This is a genomic window from Duganella vulcania (genome assembly GCF_009857655.1).
Classification (GTDB): Bacteria; Pseudomonadota; Gammaproteobacteria; order Burkholderiales; family Burkholderiaceae_D; genus Rugamonas; species Rugamonas vulcania.
In genome coordinates this window covers 18,097-37,603 of sequence record NZ_WWCX01000060.1, presented here as the reverse complement: position 1 = coordinate 37,603, position 19,507 = coordinate 18,097, and the positions used below count along the sequence as shown (strand labels likewise).

The following is a 19,507-nucleotide window of genomic DNA, read 5'->3' as shown; positions in this document are numbered from 1 at the left end:
TCGTGGCCGCGCTGGCGGTGTTCGTGAATGATACGGCGGCCCCCGAGATCTACACGAATTACCCGACGCGGCCCCTACACGACGCGCTGCCGATGTGCGGCGACGGCGCGGCGGACCAGTGGGACATCGGCGCGCTGGTGCCGGACAACCTGTTCGGCGTGCTGGCGTATGGTTCGCTGCCGTCGGTGCTGATCGGCGTGCTGTGCTTCGGCGCCGCCGTGGCGGTGCAGGACCCGCTGCGCTCGGCCCAGCTCAGCGGCATTTTCGAGGGCATGTACCGCGCGCTGGAATCGCTGGTGAACCGCTTCAACACCTTGCTGCCGGCCGCCGCCTTCGTGCTGGCGGCGGCCGCCACCGCCACGGCCGGGGTCGAAGCCATCATGTTGCTGGGCAGCTTCCTGGCGGCCTTCTTCGTGGCCGCGCTGGCGGTGTGCGCGGCGGCCATCGCGGTCCTGTGCTGGAAGCTGAACAAGTCGCCGTGGCTGGTGATGCTGGCGCTGCGCGAGCCGATCACCGTCTGCCTGTTCTCGCCGGTGGCGGTGGCGGCGGTGCCGGGCTTCATCCAGGGCATGAGCGTGCGGCTGGGCTTCAGCCGCGGCCTGGTGGAGCTGGTCTCGCCGATCGCGCCGGTGTTCCTCAAGGCCGGCGAGGCGATGTTCTTCGCGGTGCTGGCGATCTTCGTCGCCAACCTGTACCACCATCCGCTGGTCGCCGCCGACATCGCCTGGATCTGCGCGCTGTCGTGGACCGCCGCGCTGTGGTCGGTGGGCATCGCCGGCGGCAAGTCGGTGATACTCGGCAGCTTCGTGATGGCCTCGATGAGCCTGCCGCTGGAGGCGGTGCTGCCGGTGTTTATGCTGGTGGAAGTGTTGTGCGAAGGACCACGGAATTTACTTTCCTTTCTTATATCGTCAGCGTTGATTGCCTTGGTTGCGGATGGTCTGTATATTAATAACGAGCAAGTTTCCGAAGCGTGGCAGCCGTCCACGCTCAAGCTCGTCTTCACCCGCAAGCAAGCGCTGTCCGTGTTGTTCCTGTTGTTGATTGCTCTGTTCACAGTGTTTTGCGCCGGCGTGGGCTATGGCCTGCGCAGGGCCTTTTGAAGACTGACTTATGCAACTAATGATGACCTCGATCCCTCGCCGCTGCCTGCTGCTGTGCGCGCTGTTGTGCGCGCTGGCCGGCTGCGGCGCCACGCGCGCGCTGTTCGGTCCCAGCATGGCCTCGCCCAGCTGGAAGACGCTGACCCTGCGCGCCGCCGACGACGCCAACAGCAACAGCGCGGTGGCGGTGGACGTGGTGCTGGTCAAGGACCCGGCCGTGCTCGACGCGCTGCTGGCCATGCCGGCCTCGAAATGGTTCGCCACCCGCGCCGAGCTGCAGCGCACCTTCCCCGAGGCGCTCACCGTCTACCCCTACGAGCTGGTGCCGGCCCAGACGATCAAGTTGAACGATAAAAAATGGAGCGACCAGAAGGCCTGGGCCGCGCTGGTGTTTGCCGGTTACAGCAACGCCGGCGAACACCGCGAACGCCTGCTGCTGAACGCATCGGCATATGTTGTGCAACTGAACGCGCAGGGCTTTAGTGCCAAAGAGCCCAAGGCCGGCGCGGCCCAGTAGATCATGAAAGCGACTCAATGACCGTACCTCAACTTTTACATCGCATCCAGTGGCACGAAGGCATGATGCTGACGCCGCAGCACTTCCAGCAGGAGGGGGCGCGCATCGACGCGCTGCTGGCCTGGCAATCGATGGCGGCCAATCCCTACGGCTGGGGCGTGCGCGAGCTCGTCATCGACGAGGCGCTGCTGACCACGGGCCTGCTGCGCATCCAGCAGCTGGAGGCGATCCTGCCCAACGGCATGGCCGTGACCTACGACAGCGCGCTGGCGCAGGGCCAGCGGCTGGAGCTGGACCTGGCGCCGTGGGCCGAGGCGATGGCGCAGCAGGACCTGGCGGTGTATCTGGTGGTGGGCAACACGCGCTCGCTGCGCCAGCCGGGCCAGCCCGCCATGTTCCGCGGCGTCGAGAGCCCGGCCGTGGAGGACGAGGTGTCGCAGGCGTTGCCGGCCGACGTGCCGCGCATGGCGGTCAACCTGGGGCTGGCGGCCGGGCCGGTGCCGTCGGCGGCCTACACCGCGCTGCGGCTGATGACGGTCAACAAGGGCAACGAGATCGTGCATCGCGGCGCCTACCTGCCGGCCATGCTGGACGTGCCGGCCGCGTCCACCGTGCGCCAGCGCGCGCAGCACCTGGTCACGCAGATGCGCAACAAGGCGGTGTTCCTGGCGCGCCAGACCGCGCAGCCGTCGTCGCGCACCGAGGACCGCATCAACCTGCTGGAGCAGAAGGCCCGGCTGTCGAGCCTGATCCTCAACCTGCCGGTGCTGGAAGCCCTGCTGCGCAGCCCGTCCGTGCATCCGCTGCCGCTGTACCTGGCGCTGTGCGCGCAGCTGGGCCCGCTGGCGACGCTGCGTCCCGGCGCCGTGCCCATCATGCCGCCGGCCTACGACCACGCGGACACCGCCCCGGCCTTCGACGCCGTGCTGAGCGCGCTGGCCGACCTGGTGGGCGAGGTCAGCCAGGAGTGGAAGACCTGCGTGTTTGGCTACGACGGCCAGGCGTTCTCGCTGGCGATGCAGGCCGAGTGGCTGGGCGCGCGGCTGGTGGTGGGCCTGCGCGGCCAGCCCGAGCGCGAGGCCACGCAATGGATGGCCGGCGCGGTGATCGGCTCGCAGACGGTGTGGACCTCGCTGACCGACCGCCGCGTGCTGGGCGCGCCGCGCAGCCGCATCGACGCCGCGCCCGAGCTGGGCCTGCGCGCCAGCGCCGGCTACACCTTGTTCAGCGTGGAAGTGTCGGACGAATTCATCGTGGCCGGCCAGGCTTTATTGATCAGCAACGCCAACGAAAGCCTGCAGACGCAGCGTCCGCAGGAAGTGGTGTTGTTCATAAAGGGATGATGCCGTGAGCATGCTATCGAAAAATGCAAGCAACGCGTCGCCGCCGCCGGCCTGGAGCGGCGGCGCCGGCGAGGGCGTGGACCTGGCGTCGGTGCAGTTCCGCGACTTTTACGACATGCTGTCGCGCTCGGCGCAGGCGGCCACGCGGGTGGCCGAGGGCGAGGCCAATGCCGCGGCCGAGGCGCTCAGCCGCCAGCTGTGCCAGCTGATCGAGCTGCAGTCGCTGGAGGCGCGCCGCATCGTCGGCAAGGCCGGCATCGAGGCCGAGGTGCAGGGCCGCTTCCTCAAGGCCGCGCTGGCCGACGAGGTGATGCTCAACACCGAATGGGCCGGGCGCGGCTACTGGCGCCACGTGCTGGTCGAGACCACGCTGTTCAAGTCCAGCTTTGCCGGCGAGCGCGTGTTCGACGACCTCGACCAGCTGCTGCGCGAGCGCGAGGCGGCGCGCCGCAACGTCGGCCGCCTGTATCTGTATCTGCTGTCGCTGGGCTTCCAGGGCCGTTACCGCGGCCAGAAGCAGGACAAGATCGCCGAGTACCGGCGCGAGCTGTTCCAGTTCGTGTACCAGCGCCCGGCCGACCTGCAGGGGCGCGACCGCACGCTGTCCGAGCAGCCGTACGCCAGCACGCTGTCGCACCTGGCGGCGCGGCGCCTGCCCAAGTTCAACCGCAGCGGCATCATGTTCGTGCTGGCGCTGCTGATCCTGCTGGGGCTGTCCGAAGTGCTGTGGCTGTGGCAATCGTGGCCGATCCGCGCCGCGCTGGCCACGACCGTGTGATTAAACCAAACAGGATGAGCGCATAGTGTTCAACTTCTTGTCAGATAACACGGCCATCGCCACCTTGCTGGTGCTGACGCTGCTCGTCATGCTGCTGTTCGCCATCGTCATCTGGGCGGCGATGAAGGGCGCGGAAAAGGCCGACAAGCCGGCCGACCAGAAACCGCGCCAGATCAGCACCGACTCGCTCAAGCAATCGTTCCGGGTGGCGGTGGAGCTGATCGAAAACAATATCGCCGCGCGCTCGGAACGCTACAGCCTGGCGTGGACGCTGGTGCTCAACGAGGGCGGCGCCGGGCGCGAACTGCCGCTGCTGCAGTCGGGGCTGCAAAGCGCGCTCAGCGCGGACAGCACGCTGACCGCCGGCGCCCAGGGCATCGCCTGGAACTTCTTCGACCAGGGCATCGCGGTGCAGCTGCACTCGGACTCGCTGGGCACGCCCGACGCCGACGCGGCCGGCGCCAACGCCATGGCCAACACCACCTGGGACGACTTCCTCGGCCTGTGCCGCAACTACCGGCCGGACCGGCCCTTCGATTCCATCGTGGTGGCGCTGCCGGCCAGCGCGCTGCTCGACGTCGAGGGCGCCGGCCAGCTGGACCTGGCCGCGCGCGCCAAGGCCATCCACCGCCGCCTGTGGCTGGCGCAGAACCGGCTGGCGCTGCGCTTCCCGATCTACCTGGCGATCAGCGATTGCGAAACCATCCCCGGCTTCGCCCGCTTCGCGGCGGCCTTGCCGGAACCGCTGCGCCGTTCGATGCTGGGCTGGTCCTCGCCGCACGAGCTGGTGGCGCCGTTCCAGGGGCTGTGGATCGACACCGCGATGAACGAGATCGGCCGCACGCTGTCCGACAGCTGTGCCGAGCTGTGCGCGCTGGAGCCGTCCGACGCCGACAGCAGCGAGTATTTCCTGCTGCCGAACCAGGTCGAACGCCTGCGCGCCGGCCTGAAAATGTTCGCCGAAGAATTGATGCGGCCCAGCGCCTACCACGAGCCCTTCCTGCTGCGCGGCATCTACCTGACCGGCGATTGCAGCGATGAAGCGGCGCTGCTGGGCGCCGGCCAGGCGCCGGCCGACGGCACCGGTGCAATGACGGCCGAGCCGGCGCCGGACGCCTTGCCCGAGCGGACCGAGCCGTCGCTGTCCGCCGACGCGCCCGCCTATCGGCCGGGCCGCGACAGCGCGGTGCCGGCCTTCCTGCGCGATATCTTCGAACGCAAGATCTTTGCCGAGGCCGGGCTGGTGCGCTCGTCGTCGGTGCACAGCATGCGCCGTCCTGGCATGCACCGCGCGGCGCGCTGGGCCGCCGTCGGGGTGCCGGCGGTGTGGGTGCTGGGGCTGGTGTTCGCCACCGTCCGCTTGCACGGACTGGGCACCGAAGTGGTGACGGCGCTGCAATCGCTGAGCCACGACGACGTGCTGAGCGAGACGGTCAAGCGCAACCATCTTTCCTCTCAACGGCTGGACCAGCGGGGCGCGCTCGATGCGCTGGACAATATCGGCAAGATCGCCAATGCCCGCCTGTGGTCGCCGTTCATGCCAGGCTCGTGGCAATGGTTCGACGATTTGCCGGTCCGGGTGCAGCGGCGCATGGAAAGCGGCTTCGCCGAAACCGCCTTCGACCCGTTGCAGCAGGCGGTCTACACCAGCGCCGGCGCGCTGTCCGGCAGGCCGTATGACAAGGCTTCGGGCGCCCTGGCCGGCAGGTACTGCGCGCCGCCGCGCGGGGCCAGGCAGCTCGGCGCGCCGCCGGCCGTGGGGCTGGATGTGACCAACACGCAGGAATACGACGCGCTGCGGATGTATGTGGAGGACGTCGCGCAGCTTGAGAAAGTGGTGCAGGCGATGCAGCGGCTCAGTTCACCCGGCAACAAGGCGCCGTCCGGCGACGACCTGGGTCTGGTGGTGGAAGAGTTGCTGCACCAGCGGGTGAGCGGCAACCTGACGCGCATCGCCACGCTGTTCCGTACGGTGGCCGCGACCAAGCCGCCGCTGGAGATCGCGCCGGTCCAGGATGCGCTGGCCTGTTCGTTCGGGCTGGGAGTCAAGGCGGTGTCGAGCCGGCTGTTCCAGAACAACGGTTTGTACCTGGCCGAACAGAGCATCAACGACAGCCTGACCACGCTGTACCAGGGCGACCCCAATGCCGAGGCCAACCTGGTGCCCTGGGAGGCGCTGCGCAAGGCCCTGCACGCGCAGGAAGCCTTCCTGATGACGGGCACCGGCGGCTGGATGCGGGGTGAAAAACTCGACCTCGGTCCGGGCTGGTCGCAGCTGTTGCAGCAGGCCGGCAGCATGTCGCTGCTGGGGAACAAGGCCGTCGAGGACGCGCGCGCCCAGACCGAGGAAGGCTTCCGCCGGTTCATCGCGCAGTGGGACGCGCCCATGACCGATGAGAACCACGCGCTGGGGCTGAGCCAGGGACTGGAGTGGGTGGATGCCAAGTCCTCGTGGAACTTCGCGCCGGACCGGCGGGCGCTGCTCGACGCGCTCAACCTCCTGCTGTCGCAGCCGTTCATGAAGTCCAGCCACGCCGGCCGCCTGCCGGAAGTGCCGGCCGGCGCCACCGTCAGCTGGGACGGCGCGCGGCTGGACCAGGTGCTGGCGCTGGCCGACACGCGCAAGCGGGTGCAGACCGAGCTGCTGCCGAAGTTCCCGGTCATGATGCAGGGCCCGGCCGCGCGCCTGACCGACGCCGCGCTGGCCGACACCGCGCGCGACATCCTGGCGCAGGCCTACCTGGTGTCGGCGCGCGACACGCCGTCCCCGGTCAACGAGGCCGACCATGCCAAGGCCCTGCGGGTGCGCGCCTGGCTGCAGGAGAACGGCGGCGCCACGGTGGCGGCGCATCTGTCGGCGGTGCTGACGCAGGACGCGCTGAGCCGCCTGCGGCAGCTTGACGATACGCTGGTGCGCGCCGACCTGTTCGTGCCGCGCGACCGCGGCTTCAGCTCCTGGAACGGCGCCAAGGGGCCGCTGCTGGACGCCTTCGGCGCCTCCGACGCGGGCGGCCTGCAAGCCTATGTCGCCCAGCAGACCGCCTTCATCGAGGCCGCCGGCAAGAGCGCGGAAGCGCTGCTGCTGCAATTGGGCGGCGCCGGCGCCGACAATCCGTCGGTGCTGCGCTGGAAGGTCACGGTGGCCGACCTGGGCCGCTACAAGCTGAAGAGCCCGAGCAGCAGCCTGACCGCGCTGGAGCAGTTCATCCTGTCCGGCGCGGCCGACCTGAGCATCGACAACTGCCTCGACAAGCTGTCGGCGCGCGCGGCGCAGCGCCGCGCCGGCGACCTGTTCGCCGAGCGCATGCAGGGATTGCAGGCCGGGCTGTACTCGCGCTGCCGCGAGCTGACGCAGACCCGCTACCAGGACACCTGGACCCGCTTTGCCGACGCCTTCAACGCCGGCCTGGCCAACCGCGCGCCGTTCCGCGCGCTGGCGGCCGACGCCGGCAAGGGCGACCGGGTGCCGGCCGACGTCGAGGAGGTGGGCGCGGTGCTCAAGCTGTTCGACCAGGCCCATGCGCTGGCGCTGGCCTCCGACCGCGACCCGACGCGGCCGTCGCCGGCCAGCACGGTGCGCAAGGTCGACGAGCAGATGCAGAAGGTGCGCGAGTTCCTGGCGCCGCTGTATCCGAGCGAGGAAGGGCAGGCCGCCGGGCTGGACGTGCTGGTGGAGTTCCGCGCCAACAGCGCCGCCGAAAGCGAGGGCAACCAGATCATCGACTGGTCGCTGGCCATCGGCGGCCACACCGTGCACCAGCGCGAGGCCCCGCACGCGCTGCGCTGGGAGCCGGGCTTGCCGCTGGTGCTGACCTTGCGCGTGGCGCAGGACGGCCCGGCCATCCCGAAAGCCGAGCCCGGCCATCCCGGCATGGCGGTGGACGGCCGCACCGTCAGCTACCGCTTCGACGATCCGTGGGCGCTGTTCAGCTTTGTGTCGGCCTACCGCGAAACCGACGCAGGATCGGCTGCGGCGTCGGGCGCGCGCTCGCAGCTGTTGAAATTCGAATTCCCGATGAGCGCGGTCGGCGACGGCCGCATCCAGACCCGCGACAGCCGCGCCAGGGTGTACGTGCGGCTGACCGTCAGCGCTGCCGGCAAGCGCACACCGCTGGTGTGGCCGCCGGTGTTTCCAGTCAAGGCGCCGGCCTGGTAGGCCGGTTTGAACGAGGTATTGCCATGTCATCCCTGCCCCCACTCGTGCGAGTTGCCCTGTTCGGCAGCTTCCATCGCGGCTTCCACGTGCTGAGCGAACTGCTCAAGGGGCCGCTGGCGCAGCGCGTGCGCGTGGTGGGCGTGGCCACCGACGACGTGGACTCGGACCATGTCAGCCGCGGGCGCCGGGTCTGGGCCTATCCGCACAGCCTGGCGGAGGAAACCATGGTGGAACAGCTGGCGCTGTCGCACGGCATCGTGCCGTACAAGGGCCGCGTCAAGACGGACGAGTTCTTCAACCTGTACGACCGGCAGTGGCAGCCCGACCTGTGCATCAGCGCCACCTTCGGCCAGCGCATCGACGCGCGCCTGTTCGACTGGCCGCGGCTGGGCTTCTACAACCTGCATCCCTGCATCGACGACGGCTGGCCGTCGCACTACGCCGGCCCCAATCCCTTCCAGGCCTTGCTGGACAACGGCTCCGACCATGTGGTGATCGCCATGCACCAGATCGACGAAGGCTTCGACACCGGCCCGCTGCTGGCCCTGTCCGAGAAAATCTACGTGCCCTACGGCGCCACGGTGGTGGACCTGCACAAGCTGACGTCGCCGCTTGCCGCGAAGTTTTTTGCGCGCGAGCTCGCCAAGATGCTACCGTAGGCGGAGCGGCGCATGGCGACCATAAAAAGCAATCTGCGCAACCTGGTCGACAAGGCGCGCCTGCTGATTTCCGATGAGCGAACACCCAGTACTCCGAACCCGACCGCCCCTATGAACGCACCCAGCCTGCCGATACCGCTTTCCCTGATGAGCATCGAGCACCAGGAGGAACTGGAGCTCTTGCTCAAGCCCATCACCGAGGACCAGCCCTGCGGCCCGGCGTTGCGCTACGATCCGATCTTCACCGAGATCCGGCTGGCGCGCGAGGAGGACGATCCCAGCCTGCCGATGCGGCAGTGGGAGCGGCCGCTGCAGAAGGCCGACTGGCCGCTGATCGAGGCGCGCTGCAAGACCATGCTGGCGACCCGCTCCAAGGATTTGCAGATCGCCGCCTGGCTGCTGGAGGCGTGGACGCGGCAGCACGGCATCGACGGCATGTATCGCGGCCTGAGCCTGGTGGACCGGCTGCTGCGCCAATACTGGGAAGGCTTGCATCCGGTGATCCAGGACGGCGACGCCGACGCCCGCGTGGCGCCGCTGGAGTGGATCAACGAATCGTTCGCGGTGACGGTGCGGGTGCATGTGCCGCTGCTGAAGATCAACGGCCGCAAGCCGCCGGCGCAGACCCTGGTCGACTGGGAGCGCATGACGGCGCGCGAACTGGCCGGCCACCCGGCCGAGCCGCGCCCGCCCGCCGACGCCGAGGCGCCGCTGACTCGCGCCGAAGTGATCGCTTACGCCCACCAGCGGCTGGGGCGGGAGCTGGCCCAGCGGCTGCAGGTGGTGCAGCGCTGCCTGAACTGCCTGGAGACCATGCTGGCCTTCGTCGACCTGCAACTGGGTGCGCAGGCGCCGAACCTGTCTAAACTGAAGGGAACGCTGGTGGCGCTGGAGCGCGTGCTGCAACAGCTGGTTCCCGAGCAAAAGGAAGAAGAGATGACGACGCCCGAAGCGCCGCAAGGCAAGGAGGAAACGAGCAGCGCGGCCGCGCCGCCGGTGGCGGTCAAGTCCGGCTGGAAGAACCGCGACGAGGCGTATGCCACGCTGGAGGCGTTGGCCGATTACCTGAGCCTGGTGGAACCGCACAGCCCGACGCCATACCTGCTGCGGCGCGCCGTCAACTGGGGCCGCATGCCGCTGCCCGAACTGATGGCCGAAATTATCCGCGAGGAGGGCGACTTGAACCGTCTGGTGAATATGCTGGGCTTGCGTGAATGACGTCTCAGCGCAGCTGGTAGAGCGAGGTGGAATGGTCTTGCAAGGCGTTTTCCGTGCACAACACGTAGGTCGATGCGCAAGCCAGGCCGAGCAACAACGCGCCAAAGGCGATGTGGAGATAGCGTGCCATGACAGACTCCGGTGGGGATGGGACTACCAATGCGTCCAGAATATCCCAAGGGAGGTCAGACGGGCATCAGCCGAATGTCCGATACTTTGTAGGACAACTGCCCGTCTTCTATCTTTGCACCAACTTTATTTGGTTTTCCAGACGACGATGGCGTCGGCCGGCGCGGTGTCCGTGGCGTTCGACACTTCCAGCCAGTGCTGCAGCAGTTCCGGTTGTTTCAGCTGGATGCCGGAGCCGTCGATGTAGCCGATCTGCTCGACCATCTTCGGGTCCATCTTGGCCTTGGACACGGTCGGCGCGCTGGCCACCATGCGGTCGTAGGCCTTGCGCGCCTTGTTTTCCCACTTGTGCAGGCTGGTCTCGTCGAAGCGGTTGGCCTCGAAGAAGACGGTCAGCGAGCCATCCGGATTGCCATAGCCGACGATGCCGGCGCCTTTGCGGATGGTGGTGGAGCTGCTCACGTCAAACAACGCGGTCGGCACAAACACGGCCGCGCGTCCGTTGATGTCGGGACAGCCGACCGGCGTGTCCTTGCTATAGGTACTGACTTCGTGCAGGGGTGTTCTCTCGTGGGACATGGCTGGGCTTAATCTTGAAAGGGGAGGCGTTGCATGCGAATGCACAGACGTTCATTGTAGCGCCAAACAAGTTCCACGGGGCAACAACCACAATAAAATTTTGTAACGCCGGCGTGGCGGTTAACTGGCTAGCTGCCATCCTCGACCGGCTCGAACACCACCCTGGCTTCGTTGCTCCAGCTCTTGTCATGGACGGGCGCGATGTAGCCATGGCGGTCGGCCTGGAGTGGCAGCTTCAACGTGCGGTCGGCCTCCACCAGCGTGGCCGAGCGCAGCTTGAGCGGCTCAGGAAAATCCACGGCGATCTTGCCGGAATGGCAGAGGCCTCCGGCCAGCTGGAACGTCGACCTGATCAGGAACGGCATGTCGTCCTTGTCCAATACCCACAGCATTTCGCACTCCATCCGCAGGTCGCCCAGGCGCCGCGTGGATGGCGGCAGGCCGGGGGTGCGCACCGACGGTTTGAACGCCGCCGCGCCAGCCTTGGCCGAGACCACCAGGTCCGCCCGCCCGTCATCGATGGCGGGCTTCTTCTCCAGATGGAAATAGCCTTGCGGATCGAGCGCGATCGGCTGTTCGGCGGCGTTGCCGACCAGGCGCAGCGTGAGGTCCTTGCCGGGCGGCTTGGACAGCAGCCGGAAGCCGGGATCGGCCTGCGGCGCCAGCTCCTTGAAGCGCTCGGCGACCGACAGCGCGCGCACGAAAGACTGGTAGGACTTGTGCTCGGGATTCTTGAAACCGACGATGTTGACTTCCTGCTCGGGCGCCGTCTGCGCCGTTGCTAGATTGCTGAGGAATAGGGTGCCGAGAAGTGCGGTGGTCCAGTTCATTTTAGTTCCGGTGGATTTACCCAAAGCGCAGGGATTTGTCCATGGTACACCATTAACTTTTAAGCAACCATAAAATGGCGGTCTTGTTGCTAAGCCAAAAGGGTTTAAATAGTTTAGCTCGTTATCGCATTGCGCCTGGGGGGTGATCAGTTCACAATACATTCAAGCTAGCAACGGATGAGGAGCCCGCATGCTGACCATCGATGGCCCATGGATCAATCCCTGGCACGCCGGCCTGGTCGCCGCCGTCCTCTTCTGCAGCGTGACGCAGTTGCTGCTGACCCGCTCCGATCCCGACAGCCAGCACATGTTCCGCAACAACCTGCTGTTCGGCGGCCTGTGCCTGATCCTCAGCCTCTCCAGCAAGCTCATGATCGACATGGACCAGCGCCAGGCCGCCGGCCTGTTTGAAAGCGCCTCCATGCTCGGCTTCGGGCTGCTGCTGATACGCATCCTGGGCCTGACCGCCTTCCGCGTGCTGCTGCCGGCCCTGCGCATGCACCCGCCGCGCATCATGGAAGACATCCTGCTGGTGATCACCTACATCGTCTGGGGCCTGGTGTGGCTGCGCGTGGCCGGCCTGGACTTGAGCGGACTGGTCACCACGTCGGCGGTCATCACCGGCGTGGTCGCCTTCTCGATGCAGGAAACGCTGGGCAATATCCTGGGCGGACTCGCGCTCCAGTTCGACAACTCGGTCCGCATCGGCGACTGGATCAAGGTCGACGACGTGCGCGGCAAGGTGGTGGAGGTGCATTGGCGGCATACGGCGGTGCACACCAACAACGGCAACCTGATCGTCATTCCCAACAGCGTGCTGATGAAATCGAAGGTCGAGGTGTACAGCCGCGAGAGCAAGCCGGAGTTCCGGCGCTGGGTGCATTTCTGGATCGAGGACGCGGTGCCGCCGCAGCAAGTCATCGCCACTGTCCAGACGGCGCTGCGGCAGACCCATATCGAACATATCTCGGCGGTGCGGCCGCCCGAGTGCATCGTCACCGATTACCGCGAAGGCCTGATCCAGTACGCGGTGCGCTATTGGCTCACCAATCCGGCCCACGACGACGGCACCGATTCGGCCGTGCGCATCCATTTCTACAGCGCGCTGCAGCGGCAAAGCCTGTCGCTCGCCCATCCTTGCATGGACGTCCGCCTGAACGCGGATTCGGAGCGGCGCTCGAACGCCAGGCAGTCGCTGGAAATTGATGCGCGCAAAAAAGCGCTGGGCAAGGTGGCGCTGTTCTCCAGCCTCACCGACGAGGAGCTGGGCAAGCTCGCCAAGGCGCTGCGCAACACGCCGTTCGTCAAGGACGACATCATCACCCGGCAGGGCGCGGTGGCGCATTGGCTGTATCTGCTGGCCGGCGGCGAGGCCGACGTGTGGTTCGAGGCGGAGGGGCGGGAGCGCGTCCATTGCGCCACGCTCACCGCGGGCGACGTGTTCGGCGAGATCGGCCTGCTGACCGGCGCGCCACGCCGCGCCACCGTCACCGCCCGGACCGACGTGCTGTGCTACCGGCTGGACAAGGAGAATTTTGAAACCATCCTGCAAGAGCGTCCCGAACTGGCGGACGAATTCGCCCACGTGCTCAGCGACCGCAGCGAAGGCCTGAGCGCCGTCCGCAGCCATCAGGCGGAACCCGAGCAAGTACAGCAAGCTAACTACCTGGAAGGCATACGGCGGTTCTTCAGGCTGCACTGAAGCATGCCTGATCACCGCCCAGTTGGCCGTGGCTACATTATTACCGGTAAATCTCTAACCGCAGCGTTGCCCACGTCTACGGTAACGACCCGCTCGCGTGCGGCCTCTTCACGGCCAGAGGCAAGCAGGTGCTGTTTGAGCTTCTCTTTGGCTTGAACTGCATCTCGTGCCACAACCAAGAATTCGTCCGGTTTGCGCTGCTCTTTTGCGGTGGCTTGCACCGTGGCGTGGAATCGGATGAGCTGACGGGTGTCAATTAGGTATTGCAGCAGAACTTCGTTGATACGGGTCTGCCAGCCGGGACCGAAAGCCTTGAATGCGTCCAGCACCAGACTGTCAAACCGGATGCTCGTGGGTACCTTGGTCACATTCAGTGCTGGCCGTCCCCGTGGGCGTCGAGCTGGCTGGAGTTTTCCTAATTCGGCGCCGGTAGCTGGCGGGTTGTCAGGATCGGATAGCGCAGCCTTGGTAATTGCGGCATCCTCTTCCTCTGTCGGCATGATGAGCGTAAGGGCCTTGGCCTTGCGAGCGATTGCACGACGGGTGTCTTCGTCCAACTGCGGTGTCCTTGTTGAGCGCTTCATCGTTGCCGGTGCGGTGGCCTTCACCGCCTGGTCATTTATTGGCTTCGACATAATTTCTTACCTCTTTAGCGTTTGCTTTCCGTAGACTGATAATTCTTCGTCCGTTGTCGCGGTCCACAAATATCACACAGTACAGTTTATTTTCGATGGCTCCGAAGGCTCTATACCTGTCCTCGCCGTAATCTTCTCTATCGTCCAGCTCTTCCATCGCAGTATCCCAATCGAGAAGGGCAGCATCCGCCAGCGAAACGCCATGTTTCTGCCGGTTGATGCGGTCTTTGTCGGGATCCCATGTGATCTGCATTGAATTATTGTATGTACATAAAAAATACAGGTCAATCTTTTTATGTATATACAATAATTTAGGTTGGGGCAGTGCGAAGCCGATGGAGCCCGGCGCAGCTGGTCGAGAGGCTAATGAGAAAGGCGGAGCGGTGCATCTGCCAAAGTTTGGAAGACTATGTTCCGACAAAAGGAAAAGGGCTACAAGCCAAAACTTGTAACCCTCTGATTTTCCTACGTATTCTGTGGGGTGGCTGATGGGGCTCGAACCCACGACAACAGGAATCACAATCCTGGACTCTACCAACTGAGCTACAGCCACCACTGATTTACTTCGCTTTGTCTACTGTTTCGTAGACAGGTGCCGAATTATACAAGCCAGTTTTGAATCCTGCAAATCTAAATGCAAAGTTTTTTTCAAAATATTCCGGCTTGCTTAAACATCAACCTTTTCTACCGGCGGATGCAGGCCCAGCAGATTGGCGAAGGCGGGCGCCAGCGCGCTCACGTCCGCCGTCGTGTAGCCGCGCAGGGAGGCGGGGGCCTCGCCGTCGCCGCGCGCCGGATGCAGCAGGCCGCCGGCGTCCAGCAGGCGCACCAGCTGGCGCGCCACGGCGTCGCCGGTATCGATCAGCGTCACGTCCGGGTGGCCGTGGCCGCGCAGCACGCGTTCGATGCCGGCCTGGACGAAGGGATAGTGGGTGCAGCCCAGCACCAGCGTGTCGGCGCCCTGGTCCAGCAGCGGCGCCACGTATTGCTCCAGCAGCGCGGCGATGGCCGGGGTGTCCAGGTCGCCCAGTTCGATCTGGTCGACCAGGCCCACGCACGGCTGCAGCAGGAACTCGGCCCGCGTGGCGGCGCTGATCTGCTCGCGCAGTTGCAGGAACTTGTCGCCCTTGAGCGTGCGCGCCGTCGCCAGCACGCCCACCTTGCCGCTGCGCGTGATGGCGGCGGCCGGCTTCAGGCCGGGCTCGACGCCGACCACCGGCAGCTCGGGATAACGCGCCCGCACCGCCTTGATGGCGGCCACGGTCGCGGTGTTGCAGGCCACCACCAGCGCCTTGGCGCCGCGCTCCAGCAGGAAGGCGGCCACCAGCAGCGCGCGGTCGACCACGTACTGCTCGGTCTTTTCGCCGTACGGCGCATGGCCGGAATCGGCGAAGTAGATCAAGTCCTCGGCCGGCAGCTGCGCCCGGATGTGGCGCAGCACCGACAGCCCGCCCACGCCGGAATCGTAGACGCCGATGGGGGCAGCGGGAGAGCGGGCGCCTTGCATCAGGCGGTTACGACTGGAACGTTCAGCGCCTCGATCTTGGCTTTCCATTCCTTCGGACCGGTTTCATGCACCGAGGTGCCGGCGGCGTCGACCGCCACCGTCACCGGCATGTCGACCACGTCGAACTCGTAGATCGCTTCCATGCCCATGTCGGCGAAGCCCAGCACCTTGGCGCCCTTGATCGCCTTCGACACCAGGTAGGCCGAGCCGCCAACCGCCATCAGGTAGGCCGACTGGTGCTTCTTGATCGACTCGATGGCGACCGGGCCGCGCTCGGCCTTGCCGATCATCGCGATCAGGCCGGTTTTCTCCAGCATCATGTCGGTGAACTTGTCCATGCGGGTGGCGGTGGTCGGGCCGGCTGGACCCACCACTTCGTCACGCACCGGATCGACCGGGCCGACGTAGTAGATCACGCGGTTCTTGAAGTCCACCGGCAGTTCCTCGCCCTTGGCCAGCATGTCCTGGATGCGCTTGTGCGCGGCGTCGCGGCCGGTCAGCATCTTGCCGTTCAACAGCAGGGTCTGGCCCGGCTTCCACGAAGCGACTTCTTCCTTGGTCAGCGTGTTCAGGTCGACGCGCTTGGACTTTTCGGTGTCCGGCGCCCAGCTCACGTCAGGCCAGGTCGACAGCGGAGGCGGCGTCATGTAGGCAGGGCCCGAGCCGTCCAGCACGAAGTGGCCGTGGCGGGTGGCGGCGCAGTTCGGGATCATCGCGACCGGCTTGGATGCGGCGTGGGTCGGGTAGGTCATGATCTTCACGTCCAGCACGGTCGTCAGGCCGCCCAGGCCTTGCGCGCCGATGCCCAGCGCGTTGATGCGGTCGCACAGTTCGATACGCAGCTCTTCCAGCTTGTTCTGCGGGCCGCGCTGCTTGAGCTCGTACATGTCGATGTCTTCCATCAGCACTTCCTTCGCCATCAGCATCGCCTTCTCGGCGGTGCCGCCGATGCCGATGCCCAGCATGCCAGGCGGGCACCAGCCGGCGCCCATGGTCGGCACGGTCTTCAGCACCCAGTCGATCAGCGAATCGGAAGGATTCATCATGACCATCTTGGATTTGTTTTCCGAGCCGCCGCCCTTGGCAGCGACCTTGACGTCGACGGTGTTGCCCTCGACCAGTTCCATGTGGACCACGGCCGGCGTGTTGTCCTTGGTGTTCTTGCGGTCGAAGTGCGGATCGGCCACGATGGAGGCGCGCAGCTTGTTGTCATCGTAGTTGTAGGCGCGGCGCACGCCCTCGTTGACGGCGTCGGTGACGGTGCCGGTGAAACCCTCGAAGCGCACGCCCATGCCGATCTTCAGGAAGACGTTGACGATGCCGGTGTCCTGGCAGATCGGACGCTTGCCTTCGGCGCACATGCGCGAGTTGGTCAGGATCTGCGCGATCGCGTCCTTCGCGGCCGGGCTTTGCTCGGCATCATAGGCGCGCGCCAGGTGCTGGATATAGTCGGCTGGGTGGTAGTAGCTGATGTACTGGAGCGCGGCTGCAACGGATTCAATCAGGTCTTCTTGCTTTATGATGGTCATGATGTTCTCGCGAGGGTTAATGGGATTCGTTATGGGTGAGGGTGGTGATGCGGTCGGTGTAGGAGATCGCCAATGCCGACAGCAGGAACACCGCGTGGATGCCGGTTTGAGCGATCAGCGTCTTTTCATCGTAGACGCTGGCGTTGATGAAGGTCTTCAGCAAATGGATGGACGAGATGCCGATGATGGCCATCGCCAGCTTGGTCTTCAGTACGGAGGCGTTCACGTGCGACAGCCATTCCGGCTGGTCCGGATGGGTATCGAGATTCATGCGCGAGACAAAGGTCTCGTAGCCGCCGATGATGACCATCACCAGCAGATTGGAAATCATGACGACGTCGATCAGGCCGAGCACGACCAGCATGATGGTGGTTTCGTTGAGCTTTGCCGGTACTGGCGCGCCGGGCACGGCAACAGCTTGGAAGATATGCTGCAGCGCGGCCTCATTGCCCAGCACCGCGCCGATCAAGTCTTTCAGTTCGACCCAGAAATGAAACACATAGACGCACTGCGCCAGGATCAAGCCCAGATACAGCGGCAACTGCAGCCAGCGCGTCATGAAGATAAAAGCGGGCAGCGGACGCAGTTTCGGTGGGGGCGTGGTCATTACGGCGGAACTCCTTGAATTGGTGCAGACTAACGGGATGGCGACATTTTACACGTGCTGCTCAGCAATCGCAGCGGGGAGATACGGCGTATGGCTTTAGAAATATTGGTAAAATTACATAGAGCACCGCATCCTCCGCCGGGGACGTCCAATCTGTAAGGGCTCAGTAAGCGATGAAGTTTATGTTTATGACAAACGACTACAAACTCTGGAGACAAGTATGAGCAGCACTACCCAGCAAGGACCGCAAGAATCCCGCATCTTCACGCCACCGGCGGCGTTTGCAGCACAAGCCACCGTAGCCGGCATGGATGCCTACAACGCATTGTGCGCGGAGGCGGCGGCCGACTACGAAGGCTTCTGGTCGCGCCTGGCGAAGGAAAACCTGGTGTGGCAGAAGCCGTTCACCAAGGTCCTGAACGAAGACGACGCGCCGTTCTACAAATGGTTTGAAGACGGCCACCTGAACGTCTCCTACAACTGCCTGGACCGCAATCTGCAGAACGGCAACGCCGACAAGACCGCCATCATCTTTGAAGCGGACGACGGCAAGTCGGTGCACGTGAGCTACAAGGAGCTGCACGAGAAGGTCTGCAAATTCGCCAACGGCCTGAAATCGCGCGGCATCAAGAAGGGCGACCGCGTCATCATCTACATGTCGATGTCGGTTGAAGGCGTGGCCGCGATGCAGGCTTGCGCGCGCATCGGCGCCACGCACTCGGTGGTGTTCGGCGGCTTCTCCGCCAAATCGCTGCAGGAGCGCATCATTGACGCCGGCGCGGTGGCCGTCATCACCGCCGACGAGCAACTGCGCGGCGGCAAAAGCCTGCCGTTGAAAGCCATCGTCGACGAAGCGCTGGCGCTGGGCGGCTGCGACACCATCAAGGATGTGATCGTCTACAAACGCACCGGCGGCAACATCAACTTCCAGGCGGGGCGCGACCTGTGGCTGCACGACCTGGTTGCCAACCAATCGTCGGTATGCGAGCCGGAGTGGGTCGATGCCGAGCATCCGCTGTTCATCCTGTACACGTCCGGCTCGACCGGCACGCCGAAGGGTGTGCAGCATTCGAGCGGCGGCTATCTGCTGTGGGCCGCGCTGACGATGAAGTGGTCGTTCGACATCAAGCCGGACGACGTGTACTGGTGCACGGCCGACATCGGCTGGGTAACGGGCCACAGCTACATCGCCTACGGCCCGACGGCGGTGGGCGCGACGCAAGTGGTGTTCGAAGGCGTGCCGACCTATCCGAACGCCGGCCGTTTCTGGGACACCATCGCCAAGCACAAGGTCAGCATCTTCTACACCGCGCCGACCGCGATCCGTTCGCTGATCAAGGCGTCGGACGTGGATGCGAAAGTGCATCCGAAGAATTACGACCTGTCGTCGCTGCGTTTGCTGGGCACGGTGGGCGAGCCGATCAATCCTGAAGCGTGGATGTGGTACTACACGCAGGTGGGCGGCGAGAAGTGCCCGATCGTCGATACCTTCTGGCAGACCGAGACCGGTGGCCACATGATCACGCCGCTGCCGGGCGCGACGCCGATGGTGCCGGGCTCGTGCACCTTGCCGCTGCCGGGCATCATGGCCGCGATCGTGGACGAGGCTGGCGTGGATGTGCCGAACGGGCAGGGCGGTATCCTGGTCGTCAAGCGTCCTTGGCCTTCGATGATCCGCACCATCTGGAACAATCCTGAGCGGTTCAAGTCGAGCTACTTCCCGGAGGAGTTGGGCGGCAAGATGTACCTGGCCGGCGACGGTGCGATTCGTAACAAGGAGACGGGTTACTTCACCATCACCGGGCGGATTGACGATGTGCTGAATGTGTCGGGTCACCGCATGGGCACGATGGAGATTGAATCGGCGCTGGTGGCGAATCCGCTGGTGGCTGAGGCCGCGGTGGTGGGCAAGCCGGATGATACGACGGGTGAGTCGATCTGTGCGTTTGTGGTGCTGAAGCAGGCGCGTCCGACTGGAGAAGAGGCCAAGAAGCTGGCGTTGGAGTTGCGGAATTGGGTCGCCAAGGAGATTGGTCCGATCGCCAAGCCGAAGGAGATCCGGTTTGGGGATAACTTGCCGAAGACGCGTTCGGGCAAGATCATGCGGCGTTTGCTGCGGGTTCTGGCCAAGGGCGAGGTGATTACGCAGGATGTGTCCACGCTGGAGAATCCGGCGATTCTGGAGCAGTTGAAGGAAGCTTCCTGAGGGTGGGGA

The 19,507-nt window shown here is 65.2% G+C and carries 17 protein-coding genes and 1 tRNA gene; 9 read left to right on the top strand and 9 right to left on the bottom strand.

The genetic code is table 11. The annotated features are described in order from the left end of the window. The 7 genes from GTP90_RS24640 to tssA form a co-directional block, all read left to right on the top strand. Positions 1 to 1,103 (top strand): cation:dicarboxylate symporter family transporter (locus GTP90_RS24640; RefSeq protein ID WP_254452026.1); only part of this gene is annotated, 1,103 nt, incomplete at its 5' end. 10 nt (positions 1,104 to 1,113) lie between these two features. Next, the gene (locus GTP90_RS24635) at positions 1,114 to 1,620 is read left to right on the top strand and encodes a hypothetical protein (protein WP_161086005.1); all 507 of its coding nucleotides are present in this window, start codon (positions 1,114 to 1,116) and stop codon (positions 1,618 to 1,620) included. 17 nt (positions 1,621 to 1,637) lie between these two features. After that, on the top strand, positions 1,638 to 2,963 hold the full coding sequence (tssK, locus tag GTP90_RS24630; protein ID WP_161086004.1) for a type VI secretion system baseplate subunit TssK: 1,326 nt from the start codon (positions 1,638 to 1,640) through the stop codon (positions 2,961 to 2,963). A gap of 10 nt (positions 2,964 to 2,973) precedes the next feature. Further along, positions 2,974 to 3,741 (top strand): DotU family type IV/VI secretion system protein, encoded by a 768-nt coding sequence (locus GTP90_RS24625; RefSeq protein WP_175048218.1) that lies wholly within the window; start codon positions 2,974 to 2,976, stop codon positions 3,739 to 3,741. Between the two features lie 25 nt (positions 3,742 to 3,766). Beyond that, positions 3,767 to 7,897, top strand: coding sequence for a type VI secretion system protein (locus tag GTP90_RS24620; RefSeq protein ID WP_371875121.1), 4,131 nt, complete (start codon positions 3,767 to 3,769; stop codon positions 7,895 to 7,897). A gap of 23 nt (positions 7,898 to 7,920) precedes the next feature. Beyond that, on the top strand, positions 7,921 to 8,556 hold the full coding sequence (locus GTP90_RS24615; RefSeq protein WP_161086002.1) for a formyltransferase family protein: 636 nt from the start codon (positions 7,921 to 7,923) through the stop codon (positions 8,554 to 8,556). A 12-nt stretch (positions 8,557 to 8,568) separates the two neighbouring features. After that, positions 8,569 to 9,774: a type VI secretion system protein TssA gene (gene tssA, locus GTP90_RS24610; protein WP_161086001.1), complete on the top strand. Its 1,206-nt coding sequence runs from the start codon at positions 8,569 to 8,571 to the stop codon at positions 9,772 to 9,774. A gap of 4 nt (positions 9,775 to 9,778) precedes the next feature. Here tssA and GTP90_RS37340 read toward each other — a convergent pair whose 3' ends face one another. The 3 genes from GTP90_RS37340 to GTP90_RS24600 all read right to left on the bottom strand — a co-directional run bounded on the left by GTP90_RS37340 (position 9,779) and on the right by GTP90_RS24600 (position 11,312). Beyond that, the gene (locus tag GTP90_RS37340; protein WP_256367618.1) at positions 9,779 to 9,904 is read right to left on the bottom strand and encodes a hypothetical protein; all 126 of its coding nucleotides are present in this window, start codon (positions 9,902 to 9,904) and stop codon (positions 9,779 to 9,781) included. A gap of 125 nt (positions 9,905 to 10,029) precedes the next feature. Next, on the bottom strand, positions 10,030 to 10,482 hold the full coding sequence (locus GTP90_RS24605; RefSeq protein WP_161086000.1) for a hypothetical protein: 453 nt from the start codon (positions 10,480 to 10,482) through the stop codon (positions 10,030 to 10,032). Between the two features lie 128 nt (positions 10,483 to 10,610). Beyond that, positions 10,611 to 11,312: a hypothetical protein gene (locus GTP90_RS24600; RefSeq protein WP_161085999.1), complete on the bottom strand. Its 702-nt coding sequence runs from the start codon at positions 11,310 to 11,312 to the stop codon at positions 10,611 to 10,613. 190 nt (positions 11,313 to 11,502) lie between these two features. Between GTP90_RS24600 and GTP90_RS24595 the strand changes: the two genes are divergently transcribed. Further along, a complete protein-coding gene (locus GTP90_RS24595) occupies positions 11,503 to 13,014 on the top strand; it encodes a mechanosensitive ion channel family protein (protein WP_161085998.1) in 1,512 nt (503 codons plus the stop codon). Between the two features lie 32 nt (positions 13,015 to 13,046). On the opposite strand, the gene GTP90_RS37455 is transcribed toward GTP90_RS24595, so the two are convergent. The 6 genes from GTP90_RS37455 to GTP90_RS24565 all read right to left on the bottom strand — a co-directional run bounded on the left by GTP90_RS37455 (position 13,047) and on the right by GTP90_RS24565 (position 17,292). Continuing rightward, on the bottom strand, positions 13,047 to 13,649 hold the full coding sequence (locus GTP90_RS37455) for a BrnA antitoxin family protein (RefSeq protein ID WP_308937317.1): 603 nt from the start codon (positions 13,647 to 13,649) through the stop codon (positions 13,047 to 13,049). Then, positions 13,630 to 13,902, bottom strand: a complete 273-nt coding sequence (locus GTP90_RS24585) for a BrnT family toxin (protein WP_161085997.1) — start codon at positions 13,900 to 13,902, stop codon at positions 13,630 to 13,632. Before GTP90_RS24585 ends, GTP90_RS37455 begins: the two co-directional genes overlap by 20 nt. 224 nt (positions 13,903 to 14,126) lie before the next feature. Continuing rightward, positions 14,127 to 14,202, bottom strand: a tRNA-His gene (locus tag GTP90_RS24580). Positions 14,203 to 14,316: 114 nt separating this feature from the next. Then, the gene (gene murI, locus GTP90_RS24575) at positions 14,317 to 15,156 is read right to left on the bottom strand and encodes a glutamate racemase (RefSeq protein WP_161085996.1); all 840 of its coding nucleotides are present in this window, start codon (positions 15,154 to 15,156) and stop codon (positions 14,317 to 14,319) included. After that, a complete protein-coding gene (locus GTP90_RS24570; protein WP_161085995.1) occupies positions 15,156 to 16,685 on the bottom strand; it encodes a fumarate hydratase in 1,530 nt (509 codons plus the stop codon). Before GTP90_RS24570 ends, murI begins: the two co-directional genes overlap by 1 nt. Positions 16,686 to 16,701: 16 nt before the next feature. Continuing rightward, positions 16,702 to 17,292 (bottom strand): TIGR00645 family protein, encoded by a 591-nt coding sequence (locus GTP90_RS24565; RefSeq protein ID WP_161085994.1) that lies wholly within the window; start codon positions 17,290 to 17,292, stop codon positions 16,702 to 16,704. Positions 17,293 to 17,512: 220 nt separating this feature from the next. On the opposite strand from GTP90_RS24565, the gene acs reads away from it, so the two are divergent. Next, on the top strand, positions 17,513 to 19,498 hold the full coding sequence (acs, locus tag GTP90_RS24560; protein WP_161085993.1) for an acetate--CoA ligase: 1,986 nt from the start codon (positions 17,513 to 17,515) through the stop codon (positions 19,496 to 19,498). Positions 19,499 to 19,507: the final 9 nt, after the last annotated feature.

Excerpts from the sequence above, each read along its gene's own strand:
- GTP90_RS24570 (WP_161085995.1), bottom strand. The coding sequence starts at position 16,685 with ATGACCATCATAAAGCAAGAAGACCTGATTGAATCCGTTGCAGCCGCG.
- tssK (WP_161086004.1), top strand. The coding sequence starts at position 1,638 with ATGACCGTACCTCAACTTTTACATCGCATCCAGTGGCACGAAGGCATG.
- acs (WP_161085993.1), top strand. The coding sequence starts at position 17,513 with ATGAGCAGCACTACCCAGCAAGGACCGCAAGAATCCCGCATCTTCACG.
- GTP90_RS24615 (WP_161086002.1), top strand. The coding sequence starts at position 7,921 with ATGTCATCCCTGCCCCCACTCGTGCGAGTTGCCCTGTTCGGCAGCTTC.
- GTP90_RS37340 (WP_256367618.1), bottom strand. The coding sequence starts at position 9,904 with ATGGCACGCTATCTCCACATCGCCTTTGGCGCGTTGTTGCTCGGCCTG.
- GTP90_RS37455 (WP_308937317.1), bottom strand. The coding sequence starts at position 13,649 with ATGTCGAAGCCAATAAATGACCAGGCGGTGAAGGCCACCGCACCGGCA.
- GTP90_RS24595 (WP_161085998.1), top strand. The coding sequence starts at position 11,503 with ATGCTGACCATCGATGGCCCATGGATCAATCCCTGGCACGCCGGCCTG.
- GTP90_RS24625 (WP_175048218.1), top strand. The coding sequence starts at position 2,974 with ATGCTATCGAAAAATGCAAGCAACGCGTCGCCGCCGCCGGCCTGGAGC.
- GTP90_RS24565 (WP_161085994.1), bottom strand. The coding sequence starts at position 17,292 with ATGACCACGCCCCCACCGAAACTGCGTCCGCTGCCCGCTTTTATCTTC.
- murI (WP_161085996.1), bottom strand. The coding sequence starts at position 15,156 with ATGCAAGGCGCCCGCTCTCCCGCTGCCCCCATCGGCGTCTACGATTCC.
- tssA (WP_161086001.1), top strand. The coding sequence starts at position 8,569 with ATGGCGACCATAAAAAGCAATCTGCGCAACCTGGTCGACAAGGCGCGC.
- GTP90_RS24635 (WP_161086005.1), top strand. The coding sequence starts at position 1,114 with ATGCAACTAATGATGACCTCGATCCCTCGCCGCTGCCTGCTGCTGTGC.
- GTP90_RS24585 (WP_161085997.1), bottom strand. The coding sequence starts at position 13,902 with ATGCAGATCACATGGGATCCCGACAAAGACCGCATCAACCGGCAGAAA.
- GTP90_RS24600 (WP_161085999.1), bottom strand. The coding sequence starts at position 11,312 with ATGAACTGGACCACCGCACTTCTCGGCACCCTATTCCTCAGCAATCTA.
- GTP90_RS24605 (WP_161086000.1), bottom strand. The coding sequence starts at position 10,482 with ATGTCCCACGAGAGAACACCCCTGCACGAAGTCAGTACCTATAGCAAG.